The organism is Metabacillus hrfriensis (assembly GCF_030127205.1).
GTDB classification, from domain to species: domain Bacteria; phylum Bacillota; class Bacilli; order Bacillales; family Bacillaceae; genus Bacillus_P; species Bacillus_P dongyingensis.
The window spans coordinates 2,277,493-2,293,027 of sequence record NZ_CP126116.1 but is presented as its reverse complement, the minus strand read 5'-3'; the positions used below and the strand labels follow the sequence as shown (position 1 = coordinate 2,293,027).

Sequence of the window (15,535 nt, the reverse complement as noted above, 5' to 3'; positions counted from 1 at the left end):
GCTATGAACTTGGTTCTTGCTAGATTTAAGTGTCGGCATGTATATTGCATAACGTTCTTCAACATACAGCACAAAGCTTAAGGGTTTCATGGAGACCTTGCAGCAATCCTGCTGCACTGATCAACATTTGCTTTCATAGTGCCTCGCTAAAAGTTCTAACAAAATAATAATACACCCTAATTGTAAATGTGTGAAATTTTCTTGTCAAGCCTGTCATTCTGGCGTTTCTAAAGCAATTGAGAATTTTCAGGCATTGCCTTACATTTCTTGAACAGGAAAAGTCAGGATTGTCTCTCCATTGTATCGTGTATTTTTACTTTTCACATACAAAAAAGAGGCGATAATCGCCTCTTTTTAATCTTCCAGTAAATCTAATTCTTCTTGTCCATCTGGAGCAACTGCAACTTCATCCAAGCCGTAGTGGCTGCGGATTTTCCCCTGAATCTCTAAGCGGATGCTAGGATTCTCCTTTAGGAAGATTTTTGCGTTTTCTCTTCCCTGTCCTAAACGCTCCTCATTGTACGAATACCATGAACCGCTCTTTTGAACAATATCAATATCTGTTCCTAGATCAATGATTTCGCCTTCTTTAGAGATGCCTTCCCCGTACATAATGTCAACTTCTGCAACACGGAAAGGAGGTGCAACTTTGTTTTTGACAACTTTGATTTTGGTTTTATTGCCGACCATCTCATTGCCCTGTTTCAGCGTTTCAGCACGGCGAACCTCTAAACGCACCGAAGAATAAAACTTCAGAGCGCGTCCGCCTGGAGTTGTTTCAGGATTACCGAACATAACTCCTACTTTTTCACGGATCTGGTTAATGAAAATAGCAATTGTTTTTGATTTGCTGATTGCTCCGGATAATTTACGCAATGCCTGAGACATAAGACGAGCCTGCAAGCCTACGTGAGCATCTCCCATTTCACCTTCAATTTCAGCTTTTGGAACTAAAGCTGCTACCGAGTCAATGACTAGAATATCTACCGCTCCGCTTCGAACCAGCGCTTCAGCAATTTCAAGCGCCTGCTCTCCTGTATCCGGCTGTGAGAGAAGAAGTTCATCTATATTTACACCAAGCTTTTGAGCATATACAGGGTCAAGGGCATGTTCTGCATCTATAAACGCAGCCTGTCCTCCCTTTTGCTGTACTTCTGCTATCGCATGAAGGGCAACTGTCGTTTTACCTGAGCTCTCAGGTCCATATATTTCTATAATTCTTCCACGCGGATATCCGCCAACACCAAGTGCTGTATCAAGTGCAAGTGAACCGCTTGGAGATGTAGAGATCTTCCGGTCAGTCTGTTCACCGAGTTTCATAATTGAACCTTTACCAAATTGCTTTTCTATTTGTTTCAGTGCCATATCTAAGGCAGCTTGACGATCGCTCACTGAGTTTCCTCCTTTAGTTATCAACCTATTAATAATATACCTTTTATTCGAACGTTTGACAAGTAAAAAACGAACATTTATTCGGTTTTTTTAAACGTAATAACAGACTGAAAATTCTCTTTTCTCTTTATGAAAATAAGAAATTTATGCCTCTTAATCAGCTAAAATACTAAATTGCCTTTTTACCTGATTACGCGGATGATCTAGTAAAAAAGAAAAATACAGCTTATTCTGCTGTATTTTCCATTAATGCTTTAATAATCAAGTAACAGCCGTATTTCACTGTACGTCTGCGAATGCCGTTGCGGCTGCCTGCAAGATGAAGGAGAACGGTTCTTACCGGCTGATCTTTAAATGCCAGCCCGATATAGACGGTTCCAGGTTTTTTCCCTTCAACAGGATCTTCCCCTGCGATGCCGGTAAAGCTGATTCCGATATCACTATTTGCAAGCTTCCTGATTTGTTCAGCCATTTCTTTGGCACATTGTTCACTGACAGCCCCATGCTGATCAAGTGTTTCTTCAGATACGTTTAGTATGGATTGCTTTACTTCATTAGTGTAGCAGACAATTGTACCTTTAAAAACATCAGATGTTCCTTTAACTGCTGTCAGCTGATCTGAAAAAAGGCCTCCGGTTAAACTCTCTGCAGCTGAAATTGTCATGTCTCTTTGTCTGAGATGTCTGAGTAATTCATCAGCGAGAGTTGTCTGGTCATAACCGTAGAAAAAAGTCCCCACTCTGCTGTTTATTGTTTTCTCCATTTCATTAATCAGGCGGACAGCTTCAGATTCATTTTGATGGCGCGCAGTCAATCTGAGCGTTACTTCCCCGTCACCCGCAAGAGGTGCAATCGTTGGATTGGTTTGGGCATCGATCAAATCCTGAATATCTGTCTCAAGCTGCGATTCGCCTATGCCAAAGTATCGAAGAACCCTCGAAATGATTTTGTCATTCTGGCCAAGCTTCTCTCTAAAGTATGGGAGCCCGAATTTCATAAACATAGGTTTCATTTCGCTGGGCGGGCCAGGAAGCAGCATATAAATTCGCTCATCCGCATCTATTGCCATTCCAGGCGCCATTCCCTGCTCATTTTTTAAGACGTGAGAATCCTCAATGACCAGAGCTTGTTTTTTATTATTTTCAGACATGCTTCTTTTTACTTTGACAAAATAGTCTTCAATGCTGCGAAGGGCTTCTTCATCAGTCACAAGCTTCTTGCCCAGAATATTTGCGATTGTTTCTTTAGTTAGATCATCTTTAGTAGGTCCAAGGCCGCCTGTGAAAATGATAATGTTCGAACGCTCTTTGGCAATCTTTACTGCCTGCTCAAGCCTTGAAGGATTATCACCTACAACCGTGTGATAATAGACATTAAGACCATTTTCAGCCAGCTGCTGAGATAAAAACTGGGCATTAGAGTTAACGATTTGCCCAAGAAGCAATTCAGAACCTACTGCAATAATTTCTGTTTTTGACGTCATATGAACTCCCCCTCTGAATGAAGAATTACTTGGAATTCAGTAATGCGGCTTTATTTTTTGCAAAATAGTCCCATCCTGAATAAACCGTAAAGAATAATGCTACCCATAATGCGATATCTGCAAACGGGAATGAAATGAAAACAAATGGAATGTTGTGTAAAAGCAAGGCAGAAATGGCGATAATTTGTGCCCATGTTTTAATTTTTCCAAGCATGTTTGCTGCAACCACTTCCCCTTCTCCGGCGAGCACAAGACGCAAACCTGTTACAGCGAATTCACGGCTGATGATGATAATTACGATCCAGGATGGGGCAAGTCCAAGCTCAACTAAAATAATTAAGGCTGCAGAAACAAGCAATTTATCTGCAAGCGGATCTAAAAATTTCCCTAAATTCGTAACCATATTCAGCTTTCGCGCATAATAGCCGTCAATCCAGTCAGTAGTAGACGCTATAATGAATAATATTGCCCCGGCGAGATGCGTGACGGGAATAGAAGCGTCCCCTATATACATGGTTCCCCAGTCAAAAGGAGCAAGCATAATCACCATGAATACTGGGATTAATAGAATTCTTGAGATTGTAATGCGATTCGGTAAATTCATGTTTTTTCCTCCAGAGTGTAAAAAGTATGTATCAGAAAATATAAAAGAAAGAAAAGCCATCTTGAAGATGACTTTACTCCTTAGTATATACAATCTGCATATCTTGTCTTACTGTTTTTTTAGGATCAATCTGATATTCTACAGGCTGTCCATTTACCTTCACTTCAGCAGCTGAAGCATTTCCAATGACAATAAAGGCTTCAGTTTCATTTGTAAAGTCATGCACCTCGGTTTGGTCCTTCTTCAGCATGCCGCTGAAGAATTTTTTTCCTGATGCATTTCGGATCTCAATCCAAGTCTGCCCTTTAGAGCTGACCTCAAGCTTAAATTCTTTTGCTTTTTTCAGCTCATATACCGCTTTTCTGGCTGTTTTTTCTTTGAATGTGATTTCTGAAGCCTGTTCTTCAGGTTTTTCAGCTTCCTGCTTTTCTTCTTTGACGTTTTCATCAGCTGCATCTTTCTCTTTTTGCTCTTTAGAATCAGATGCATTTTCGTCGTTTTCAATGGAATCATATTCATTTTCGCCGCTTGAAATTTGCTTAGTCTGGTCTACTGTGTTTTTTGCACCGTCCGGCTTGTCCTTCTGTACAAAAATCCAGATTACGACCGCTACTAGTAAAACCAATACGATTATTAAGATCCTGGGCAATATTTCCAAAGCCTTTGATGCTGACTTCGGAAGCTCTTTATGTGTTTTCACCCTTGAAAGCTCAGTAGTTTCTTCTGAATAAACAACCGGTATTTCGTTTTTATGCTCCTCGAAAATCCGATCAGGATCCAGTCCTACTGTTTCTGCATACTGTTTAATAAAAGCCCGCACATAAAAATTACCCGGCATAATGCCGTAATTGCCTTCTTCAATTCCGATCAGATACCGCTTTTGAATTTTCGTCATTGCCTGGAGATCGTCAAGACTTAACTTCCGCTCTTCTCTCGCCTGTTTTAGTCGATTTCCTAGTTCACTCAACCGTAACACCTTCCATATCTAAAAATCAAACCCGGAAAAACTCGATTCATCAAACATTTGAGGTCCAGATGCTTCCTCATATGTAATCTTTTCATCCGGATCGTTTCGAAGTTCAATTATATAGTCAAAATCATCAAGTGTATACTCCGTATTTTGCACAAACATGTCCGGATGCTCGACAACTTTTGTAGCAGACAGCCTCATTATTTCTCTCACAAGCTGTAAATGCTTTTCAGAGCCTCTTCTTGTGGAAACAATCCCATCAATAATGAAGACATTATCAACACTGTACTCATCTGCAATAAGCTGGCTTCTGATTGTCTGTTTTAATAAAGTGGAAGACACAAAAAGCCATCTTTTGTTTGCACACACACTCGAAGCGACAATTGATTCTGTTTTGCCGACGCGGGGCATGCCTCTTATGCCGATCAGCTTGTGGCCTTCCTGCTTATATAATTCAGCCAAAAAGTCCACAAGCAATCCAAGCTCATCTCTTACAAACCGGAATGTCTTTTTATCATCTGCATCACGCTGTATGTATCTTCCGTGCCGGACAGCAAGTGTATCTCTTAATTTAGGCTTGCGCAATTTCGTTACTTTTATATGATCCATTGTATTTAAAATCGATTCAAGACGCTGGATTTGCTCATTATTCGAGCATTTAAGCAGCAGTCCCCTGCGGCTGTCATCCACACCGTTAATAGTGACAATATTTATAGAAAGCATCCCGAGCAGCGAAGAAATATCGCCAAGCAGTCCGGGACGGTTTTTTTGAATTTCATACTCTAAATACCATTCCTGCATCTCCAAAAAAGGACCCCCTTCAAAACCAGGTCTATAACACCTATATCCTTATCATAAAGCATTTTGATGAAAGAGGAAAGAATAATTCCTTGACAATATAAAAGGGGGTATGTGGACCTAGAATGCACGGCTCCTTTTCATTCTTTTGAGAGACTCATCGATTAGATAAAAACAGACATTGGAAAAATGGAACTTTCAGAGGGATCCTAATCACTGATTTCCGTTTTTTTTCATAAAAAAGAGAGGACCTGCGTCCCCTCTTTATCTTGTACCGTTATTTTGCACTAGTTTAACCATCATGTTTGCAATGGCATGCTGTTCTTCTTTAGAAGCCACGCTCCAAAGATCAGCCAATACTCTTTCCTGATCATTCTTTGGATCAACCTGTTTTGCTAAGTAATCGCCGATTTCGTAAGCTAAGTCAGTTACGGCTTCTGTTTTCATTCCATCTCCTTCAGCGTGATGCAGACGGTCGCCGAGGAAATTTTTCCATGAATCCCAGTTTTCTAAAACAGACATTATAACCCCTCCTAATTAAGTGGAATACACTGTTAGTTTGTCTTGCATGACCTGTTTTATACGGATAGCTGCAGAAAAATTTATGTATGCCAGCCGCCGTTTACTGAAAGCACTTGACCTGTTATATAGCTTGCATGATTTGAGGATAAAAACAAAACAGCGTCCGCAATCTCTTCAGGCTCGCCAATTCGCCCTAATGGAATTTCCTCCTCAAGATCAGCCAGATCCTCCTCAGAAAAAGATTGAAGCATGTCAGTAGCAACCGCTCCCGGCGCTATCGCATTAACTCTGATGCCTGATGGGGCCAATTCTTTTGCCAGTGCCTTTACAAATGTATTCTGTCCGCCTTTAACCATGCTGTAAAGAACTTCACAAGAAGCGCCTATTTCTCCCCAAATAGAGGATATCACAACAATGTTCCCGCTTTTTCTGCTTACCATGGAAGGAATCAGTTCCTTTGATATCATATAGGGACTTGTTATTTGCAGCTGCACCATTTGCTGAATTTCTTCATTTTCCATATCTGTCATTAATCCAAAGAAACTTCTGCCGCTATTTAATACGAGTAAATCAATCGGATCTGCAAGCTGTTTTACAAGCTGACCCGGCCCATCCGCATTTGAAAGATCTGCTTTTACCATCGTACAGTCAGCCTGCAGTTCTTTTATAAGTGTTAGTATGCTTTCTTCATTTTGGTGGTAGTGTAGATATAATTTATATCCTTCCCCTGCGAGCTTTTTGGCAATGGCTTTTCCGATTCCGCCGCTCGCACCTGTAATTAAAGCTGTATTTTTCATTTTTTTCTCCTTATAGATAAAGGCTATATCTGTTCAAGATAAAAAAACATCCTTAGAAAGGATGCTTTACTTCGGCACTACTTGACAGACTGAAAACAATTTTTCATCAATCACTTCATTCAGCGTATGGTGAATATCATCATTTGTCAATTGTTCGAGCGTCGGGACAACATCAAACAAATTCATTTCGTTAAAGGAATAGCGGGTGAATTGGTTCGCAATATATTCCGGTGAATTAATCGCTCTTAAAAAAGAACCGATTTTCTTTTTCTTGGCATTCTCAAGACGTTCTGCAGGAATTCCTTCCTGTTTTGCCTTAAGCAGCGTATTCTTAATTTCCTCAGCCAGCTGATCGGGCTGATCTGTATCTCCGCCTATCATTGCAAAGCCAAAACCGTTCTCTTCTGTGTAATCAAAACTGAATGTGTCATCAATAAGACCATTCTCATAGAGCTGGGTATAGGTGTCAGTGCTTTTTCCAAAAACCATATCAAGAATCAGATTCATTGACAGTTCGTGTTTTAAAAGCTCCTCACCGGACCGATCTGCCTGTTTGGCCTTTAATCCAACTAAACACTTAGAAGATTGAACGTTCATTTTTAGTTTTTCTAATGGTTTTGCAACAGTATCCGGCTCATCCACTTCAGCACGTTTGATTTCAGATTGAGGTTTAAATTCTTTCTTATCCTGATTTTCACGGATTTGGGAAAGAATTTGCTCTGGATCGATCGGACCAACAACAAAAAGCAGCATATTGCTTGGATGGTAAAACGTATTGTAGCATTCGTAGAGCAGGTCTTTCGTAATTTTTGAAATTGATTCAACGGTTCCTGCAATATCAATTCCTACCGGATGTTTATGAAACATATTCTGAATTAATCCAAAATAGAGTCTCCAGTCAGGGTTGTCATCGTACATATTAATCTCCTGTCCGATGATGCCTTTTTCTTTCTCAACCGATTTTTCGCTAAAATAAGGCTCCTGAACGAAATCGATGAGCGTTTCTAAATTCTTCTCGACATTTGACGTGCTTGAAAATAGGTAAGCCGTTCGTGTAAACGATGTAAAAGCATTAGAAGACGCACCCTGTTTGCTGAAATCTTGAAAAACATCACCGTCTTCTTTTTCAAACAGCTTATGCTCTAAAAAATGAGCGATCCCATCTGGAACTACTTTCATTTCATTTTGGTCAAGAGGCACAAATTGATTATCGATTGAACCGTATTTTGTTGTAAATGTTGCATAGGTCTTATTAAAACCTTTTTTTGGAAGGACATATACATCAAGTCCATTTTTCATTTTTTCATAAAAGAGTTCTTCTTGAAGCTGATCAAACTTTATGGATTTTGTCATTGTGCACCCTCCATTCCTTTTAAGAAATAGATCGTATCAAGCTGAATCTTTTCAGCTGCCGCGATGATTTCCTCTTTTGTAACCTTTTCAATGCCCTGCAGATATTTATCAAAAGGTTCATTTATATTGGAAATCACGTTATGATAGAGAACTTCAACAGATCCGTATGAAGTATCAATCGTTTCAAGGAGCTGATTTTTAATGACTGCTTTAGTCTGTTCAATATCTTTTTCTTCAAAATCTCCAGTTTTCATTGCTTCGAGCTGTTCTTTAATAATCGTTACCGCACGTTCATAATTGGCAAATTCTATTCCTGACATAACCATTAAGAGTCCTTTGTGACTTTCAACTCTTGAAGCGGCATAGTAAGCAAGGCTTTCTTTTTCACGGACATTTATGAAAAGCTTTGAATGCGAAAATCCGCCGAAAATGCCATTGAACACTTGCAGAGCATAATAAGATTGGTCGCCATATGTGCAGTTGGTGCGATAGCCGATGTTCAATTTCCCTTGTTTAACATCCTGATTTTCAATCACTTCATTTGGCTCTGAAATCTCTTTTTCAGTAATGGATTTTTCTACAGATTGGTGAGCATTTTCGCTGAATGTAAAGAATCTTTTTGTATATTCGCTGACCTCTTCTGCCGAAACATCGCCAACAACATACAAATCCATTTTATCTTCTTTTAAAGCTTTTTTATAATACTCATACAGACTTGCAGATGTAATTTGTTCTAGATGATCTATCTCCCCGTTTACATGAAGGCGATAAGGTTCATCCTTGCACATCTCTTGAACAAGTCTTAAATTGGAATATCTCATTTTGTCATCATATACAGCCTGAATGCGCTGTTTCATTGTCCGTTTTTCCTGATTTATGATTTCATCAGGGAATGACTCATCCTTTACAACTGGAGACAGGATGATTTCAGACAGCAGCTGAAGCGCTTTTTCCAGCAGGGGTGTCTGATCTGATAAAAAACGTTCATTTGCAACTTCAATCCGGATCGATATGATATGATGATCGCCTTTTTTTGATAAATCCACAAATAAAGTCGCTCCGTAAAGCTCATCAAGATGCTTTCTAAGCTCCGTGCTGGTCGGAAAAGATTTCGTGCCCCGCTGCAGCACGTAAGGCAGCAGCGCTCTGAACGTGACATCCTCTTCGTTCAGCGGTGCCAGCATTTTAAATACAAGTGAATTTGTTTTAAATTTATTCGTTTGAACGGTGTGCAGTGTTAACCCATTAATTGTTTCAATTTGTTCTTTTAAAAAATCCATTGTAAGCCTCCTTGCGTGACAGATTCCATTTTATTTTTTCCTGTTTTATAAATTAGCGTATGGATTCATTCTAGTAATTATATCAACTTTAGGATAATTAAGGAAATGTAAACCTTGAATCAATAAATAAAGAAAAGACGCAATGCAGCCAATTTACGTCTTAAGCATGCTTTAAAGCATTACTATTTTACTTCCGCAACAATCAGATAAATAACCCGCAGCCGGTATGAGAAGAATTGCAACAACAGAATAAACCGTTATTATGTGAGACACTTGTAGGGCTGAGATGCCTAATCGATTATGGGCAAAAATCGGAATTAACATTGAATTTCCAAGTGTCATCACCCCGGAACAGATGACAAAACAATATAAGATCAAGCTTCTTTTTCGCTCCCATTCTTTTCACCTTTGTTTCGCAGTCTATTGCATTGTTTAGATTTTGCCTCTAATAGAAAAAACTATACTCTGGCACCGAAATAACTGCTCTTTGCGATTACTGAAAATAAAAAAGCGGCCTGACCTCAATAAATGAGGCCAAGCCGCTTTAAGTCTGTTTAGCGTTTTCCTTTTTCGTAAGGAGTTCCAAGAGCTTTTGGTGCATCTGCACGACCAATGAATCCAGTTAAAGCCAGGATTGTTAAAACGTAAGGAGTAATTAACAAGTACATTGTCGGTATGCCTTCAAGCAATGGCAGCTGCCCGCCGATTACGCTCAAACCCTGAGCCAGTCCAAAGAAAATGGCAGCTCCCATAGCACCAAGAGGATGCCATTTACCGAAGATAAGAGCAGCAAGAGCCATGAACCCCTGTCCGCTGATTGTTGCATGGCTGAAATCACGAGCAATGATTGTCGCATAAACAGCACCGCCGACACCCGCGAAAGCTCCGCTTAAAATAACGCCGATATAACGCATTTTTACAACATTAATACCCATCGTATCTGCTGCCATCGGATGTTCTCCGACTGAACGCAAGCGAAGACCAAATGGTGTTTTATACATGACAAACCAAACGGCAAACGCTGTAATAATCGCAATGTAAGTTGTTATATATCCATTTGAGAAAAAGAGCGGTCCGATTACAGGTATATCGCTCAGCAGCGGTATATCCATTTTGCTGAAACTTTCTGTAATGCGATCGGTTTGTCCTTTTCCGTAAAACAATTTTACGAGGAAAAGCGATAAACCAATGGCAAGAAAGTTAATGGCTACTCCGCTTACAACCTGATCGGCACGGAATGTGATCGATGCTACGGCATGAAGAATGGAAAGCAGAGCTCCTGCACCCATCGCAACTAAAATGGAAAGCCACGGGGTTGCATCTCCTAATGCGTCGGCATATGTCAGGTTAAAAACGATGGCAACGAAGGCTCCAATAACCATTAATCCTTCAAGCCCTATATTAACTACTCCGGACCGTTCACTGAACATGCCTCCAAGTGCAGTGAAAATAAGCGGAGCGGCAACAAATAACGCTGTAGGGATGATGAGTTCTAGCATTTGCAGAATGCTCACTTATTTCCCCTCCTTCTTGAAACGCAGTAAAATCCAACGTATGAAATAGCTTGAAGCAACGAATAGAATAATTAGGGCAATAACAATTTCAACAAGCTCATAAGGCACTCCGGCTTCAGACGGCATGTTAAGTGCCCCAACTTTTAAACCGCCAAATAAGGCAGCTGCGAAGATGATGCCGAGGGCTGTGTTTCCTCCCAAAAGGGCTACAGCGATTCCATCAAATCCGACACCAGTAAATCCTCCTTTAACTGAAACATACTGGAATGTTCCAAGTCCTTCCATTGCACCGGCAATTCCTGCAAATGCCCCTGAAATGACCATCGAAAGGATAATGTTGCGGCTTACATTCATACCTGCATACTGTGCAGCATCCTGATTAAACCCAACTGATCTGAGTTCATATCCTTTAGTTGTCTTCTCAAGCAGGAACCACATGACTAGAGCTCCAATTAACGCAAGGAATATTCCATAGTGCATTCTTGAATAGTCTGTCATTGTCTGAAAGAATTCAGAGCTTAATGATGCAGAAGGGAAAATATTTTCAGATTTATCCCCTTTATCAGATAAAACATACTGAATTAAATGGTTTGTTAAATATAAGGCAATATAGTTCATCATGATCGTCACGATTACTTCATGAACCTTGAATTTCGCTTTCAATAGTCCTGGTATGAATCCCCATAACGCACCAGCTAAGGCAGCAACGATAATTGCCAGCGGCAAATGAATGATTTTTGGAAGTTCAAATGCTACCCCGACCCATACAGCTGCAAACCAGCCGACAATCAGCTGTCCTTCAACTCCGATATTGAATAAACCTGTGCGGAATGCAAAAGCTACAGCAAGTCCGGCAAAAATATATGGAGTTAACTGCCGAATGGTTTCGCCGATATAGTAGGTATCTCCGAAGATTCCGTTCCATAATGCTGAGTAGCCTGCTACTGGGTCATATCCGGTTACGAGCATAATAATCGCTCCGCAGATCAATCCAAGCAAAACAGCAATTACGGGTACAATAATATTAAAATAGCGTGCTATATTCATGATGATGCACCTGCTTCCCTGCGGCTGCTTCCTGCCATGAGCAAACCTAGCTCCTGCTCAGTTGTCTCTTTTGGATTTACAATCGCAACGATTTTCCCTTCATATATAACAGCGATCCGGTCGCTTACATTCATGATTTCCTCAAGTTCAAAGGAGATGAGAAGTACAGCTTTTCCTTTATCTCTCTGCTCAATTAATCGTCTATGAATGAATTCAATCGCCCCGACATCAAGTCCCCTTGTTGGCTGTGCTGCAATCAGCAAATCAGGATCTCTGTCCACTTCACGGCCAATGATGGCTTTTTGCTGATTTCCTCCTGAAAGTGCACGTGCAAGGGTTGAACTGCTTGGAGTTCTGACATCAAACTCTTTGATCAGCTTTTCAGCTTTGTCATAAATCGCTTTAAAATTCAGCACGCCTTTTTTTGAATAAGGCTTCTGATAATAAGTTTGCAGGACCATATTTTCACCGACCGGAAAATCGAGCACCAATCCATGCTTGTGACGATCCTGAGGGATGTGTCCTACACCAGCTTCAGTAATCTGACGAGGACGCTGATTTCGGATATCTTTACCATTTAAAAGAATGGTGCCTGACTCTGAAGTCATTAATCCGGTAATGGCTTCAATCAATTCTGATTGACCGTTTCCGTCCACTCCAGCGATACCGACAATTTCACCGGCTTTAACAGATAGATTCAATGAATCAATAACGGTTACATTCCGGCTGTCTTTAACAACAAGGTCTTCAATTTTCAGCACTTCTTCCGCTGGAACAGCTTCTTTTTTTTGCGTAGTAAAGAGAACCTCTCTTCCTACCATCAGAGCTGCGAGTTCGTTTGGATTTGTCTCGGCTACATTCACAGTGCCGATTCCTTCACCTTTTCGAATAACGGTTACACGGTCACAAACTTCCATAATTTCTTTCAGTTTATGGGTAATCAATATGATTGATTTGCCTTCTTTGATGAGTGTTTTCATGATGCCGATCAATTCTTTGATTTCCTGTGGAGTAAGCACTGCTGTCGGCTCATCAAAAATTAAAATCTCGGCACCGCGGTAAAGCGTTTTTAAAATCTCCACACGCTGCTGCATTCCAACAGAAATATCACTTATTTTTGCAGCAGGATTTACAGCAAGTCCATATTTCTCTGAGATTTCTTTTACTTGCTTTTCTGCATCCTTCAAATTGATTTTTCCTGTTTTCGTAGGCTCATTGCCGAGAATAATATTTTCAGTAACTGAAAAATTATTGACAAGCATGAAATGTTGGTGTACCATTCCTATTCCCAGATCATTTGCAATGTTAGGGTTGGTAATATTCACAGTCTTGCCTTTTACTCTTATCTCGCCTTTTTCAGGCTGATATAGACCGAATAGAACGTTCATTAAAGTCGATTTCCCTGCGCCGTTTTCTCCCAAAAGCGCGTGAATTTCGCCTTTTTTTACCTGTAAATTGATATTATCGTTTGCGACGATCCCTGGAAATTCTTTGCGAATTCCAAGCATTTCAATTACATATTCCAACATGATCACTCCTTTTTCCTGAAGCTCATTGATGATTAAGATGATAGATGTTAGGAAATTTATGTTTACCCTTGTATAAATAGTTTCATTGACTCCCTTTAAAAATCACCAACTAAAAATCTATAATCCAATCAATTAATGATGGGCAGATTGAACTGTTTTTTTATTATAGACTTTTAGTCAGGCCACTTTTCAGGCTAATAAAAAGGCTAGTTTGTTCCTAGCCTTTTTATCAGAAATATTGTTTATTGCTTATTCAAAAGGAACTTTAATTTCACCGTCGATGATTTTTTGCTTGTATTCATCAACTTTAGCAATAACTTCTTCAGATAGATTATCTTGTGTCGGAGCAATTCCTACACCGTTTTCTTTAAGACCATATTCAATGATCTCTCCACCAGGGAAGTCGCCGTTTTTAGATTTTTCAGCTAAGTCTTTAACAGCAACGTCAACGCCTTTAACCATAGAAGTAAGTGTTACGTTGAAGCCGTCGCCTTCGCCAAGCTCATGCTGATCGCGGTCAACTCCGATAACCCAAGCATCTTTGTCAGGGTTTTTCGTTTTCAAATCAACTGCTGCCGTGAATACTCCGTTTCCAGCTCCGCCTGCTGCGTGATAAATAACGTCTGCGCCTTGTCCGTACATGATTTCAGCAACTTGCTGCCCTTTAGCTGCATCACTGAACGTACCAGCATACTGAACGATTACTTCTGCGTCAGGATTAGCTGCTTTAACGCCTTCTACAAATCCAACTTCAAACTTTTTGATTAATGAGCCTTCGATTCCGCCAACAAATCCTACTTTGTTTGATTTTGTTGAAAGTCCGGCAGCAACACCCACAAGGTAAGAGCCCTCATGCTCTTTAAAAGTGATGCTTGCTACGTTAGGCTTGTCTACTACGCTGTCAACGATTGCAAATTTAGCATCCTTTTGCTGATCAGCGATTTTTGTAACAGCATCTGTCATTAAGTAGCCGATTCCATAAACTAAATCGAATTTTTGACGAACTAATTTGTTTAAGTTTGTTTCATAATCTGCGTCACTTTGAGATTGAAGGTAATCAAATCCGCCTGTCCCTTTTTCAAGACCATTGTCCTCACCGAAAGACTGAATGCCTTCCCATGCAGATTGGTTAAATGATTTGTCGTCAACTCCGCCTGTATCTGTAACCATTGCAACAGAGAAGCCTTCTTTTTTGTCTCCACCTGCTTTATCTTTATCTTCAGATGATCCGCATGCGCTAAGCAAAGTACCCGCAGCAAGAACAAGTGACAATGTTAATCCTAATCGTTTTTTCACGTTCATTTTCCCCCTAAATATTAGTTTGAAACAATTGTTTAATAAGAGCCTAAGTCCAAAACACCTTCGTCCTTGGAACCACCTCCTTATAGTTGCAAGCATAATTACAAGCGCTTTCTTACCACATGGAAGCTAAATTGATCAGCGCGGAAGTAATTCAGTGAAAATAAAACAGGTTGATCGTTTTCATCAAAATGCATTTGTTTTAAACATAAAAGGGCGGTTTCAGGATCACATTCAAGAATTGGGGAAATCTTTTCGTGGTATCCAATTGGTTCTATGTGAGTTATAGCATAAGAAATATAGCGCCCAGCCTCTTCATGAAGCAATTCAAAAAGTGATTCCTGCTCGTGAATGAACGACTGGGGCAGGATGTTTCTTGGAATTTTGTCAAGACAATACACAACAGGCTTTCCATTTGCCGTTCTGACGCGTTCCAGGAGAAAGATATCTTCACTTGTTCGGCATTTAAAGCGCTTAACATCTTCTTCTGTAGGACTGTTTACTTGAGAAGACAGGAAGATCGTTCCGGGAACCATGTTTGCCTGTTCAATCATCTTTGTCACACTATTTAATTGTTCGATACCAGAGGTGAACAGCGGTTTGGAGTTTATGAACGTGCCAACGCCATGGCGTCTAATAATAACGTTTTCTTCTTCCAGAATGCGAAGTGCTTCTCTCAGCGTCGCGCGGCTGACTCCGAGTTTCTTTGAAAGCTCAAACTCTGAGGGGAGTTTTTCTTTTTCAACATACGTGCCATTTTCAATATCTTCTTTAATTTTATCAATGACTTGCAAATATAAATGACGGTTATCTGTTTTTATAGTCATATTATGCCTCCGTCTAATCGATTCAATCCAGAGATCAGACATCTGATGTTATACCCTTTCTCTAATCGAAAATAATATACCATGTATTCTGAAATAAATAAATAGTAAATTATTAAATTT

General features: G+C 40.1%; 14 protein-coding genes and 1 pseudogene. All 15 read right to left on the bottom strand.

The features are described from left to right. Positions 1–354: 354 nt before the first annotated feature. Entirely contained in the window at positions 355–1,392 is a 1,038-nt protein-coding gene (gene recA / locus QLQ22_RS11395; RefSeq protein WP_223442494.1) for a recombinase RecA, read from the bottom strand. A 226-nt stretch (positions 1,393–1,618) separates the two neighbouring features. Further along, positions 1,619–2,875 carry a competence/damage-inducible protein A gene (locus QLQ22_RS11390; RefSeq protein WP_252208634.1) on the bottom strand — a complete coding sequence of 419 codons (1,257 nt, stop codon included), beginning with the start codon at positions 2,873–2,875 and terminating at the stop codon, positions 1,619–1,621. Positions 2,876–2,900: 25 nt separating this feature from the next. Further along, complete coding sequence (gene pgsA / locus QLQ22_RS11385) at positions 2,901–3,479, bottom strand: CDP-diacylglycerol--glycerol-3-phosphate 3-phosphatidyltransferase (protein ID WP_223442486.1); 579 nt, start codon at positions 3,477–3,479, stop codon at positions 2,901–2,903. Positions 3,480–3,552: 73 nt separating this feature from the next. Next, positions 3,553–4,446, bottom strand: coding sequence for a helix-turn-helix domain-containing protein (locus tag QLQ22_RS11380; protein ID WP_284016643.1), 894 nt, complete (start codon positions 4,444–4,446; stop codon positions 3,553–3,555). Positions 4,447–4,464: 18 nt separating this feature from the next. Beyond that, positions 4,465–5,256, bottom strand: a complete 792-nt coding sequence (locus tag QLQ22_RS11375) for a DUF3388 domain-containing protein (protein ID WP_223442480.1) — start codon at positions 5,254–5,256, stop codon at positions 4,465–4,467. Between the two features lie 255 nt (positions 5,257–5,511). Continuing rightward, the gene (locus QLQ22_RS11370; protein ID WP_223442477.1) at positions 5,512–5,769 is read right to left on the bottom strand and encodes a DUF3243 domain-containing protein; all 258 of its coding nucleotides are present in this window, start codon (positions 5,767–5,769) and stop codon (positions 5,512–5,514) included. 80 nt (positions 5,770–5,849) lie between these two features. Beyond that, complete coding sequence (gene ymfI / locus QLQ22_RS11365; RefSeq protein ID WP_284016642.1) at positions 5,850–6,566, bottom strand: elongation factor P 5-aminopentanone reductase; 717 nt, start codon at positions 6,564–6,566, stop codon at positions 5,850–5,852. A gap of 66 nt (positions 6,567–6,632) precedes the next feature. Further along, positions 6,633–7,919 (bottom strand): EF-P 5-aminopentanol modification-associated protein YfmH, encoded by a 1,287-nt coding sequence (yfmH, locus tag QLQ22_RS11360; RefSeq protein WP_223442472.1) that lies wholly within the window; start codon positions 7,917–7,919, stop codon positions 6,633–6,635. Next, positions 7,916–9,199, bottom strand: a complete 1,284-nt coding sequence (gene yfmF / locus QLQ22_RS11355) for an EF-P 5-aminopentanol modification-associated protein YfmF (RefSeq protein WP_223442469.1) — start codon at positions 9,197–9,199, stop codon at positions 7,916–7,918. Before yfmF ends, yfmH begins: the two co-directional genes overlap by 4 nt. A gap of 174 nt (positions 9,200–9,373) precedes the next feature. Next, positions 9,374–9,567, bottom strand: a pseudogene (locus QLQ22_RS11350) (MFS transporter); the annotation flags it as partial. 186 nt (positions 9,568–9,753) lie between these two features. Beyond that, on the bottom strand, positions 9,754–10,698 hold the full coding sequence (locus QLQ22_RS11345; protein WP_420828865.1) for an ABC transporter permease: 945 nt from the start codon (positions 10,696–10,698) through the stop codon (positions 9,754–9,756). 15 nt (positions 10,699–10,713) lie between these two features. After that, positions 10,714–11,760: an ABC transporter permease gene (locus QLQ22_RS11340; RefSeq protein WP_223442465.1), complete on the bottom strand. Its 1,047-nt coding sequence runs from the start codon at positions 11,758–11,760 to the stop codon at positions 10,714–10,716. Beyond that, entirely contained in the window at positions 11,757–13,286 is a 1,530-nt protein-coding gene (locus QLQ22_RS11335) for an ABC transporter ATP-binding protein (RefSeq protein WP_284016641.1), read from the bottom strand. Before QLQ22_RS11335 ends, QLQ22_RS11340 begins: the two co-directional genes overlap by 4 nt. Before the next feature lie 252 nt (positions 13,287–13,538). Further along, positions 13,539–14,591: a BMP family lipoprotein gene (locus QLQ22_RS11330; protein ID WP_223442460.1), complete on the bottom strand. Its 1,053-nt coding sequence runs from the start codon at positions 14,589–14,591 to the stop codon at positions 13,539–13,541. Positions 14,592–14,689: 98 nt separating this feature from the next. Then, positions 14,690–15,415: a GntR family transcriptional regulator gene (locus tag QLQ22_RS11325; RefSeq protein WP_223442458.1), complete on the bottom strand. Its 726-nt coding sequence runs from the start codon at positions 15,413–15,415 to the stop codon at positions 14,690–14,692. Positions 15,416–15,535 lie beyond the last annotated feature (120 nt).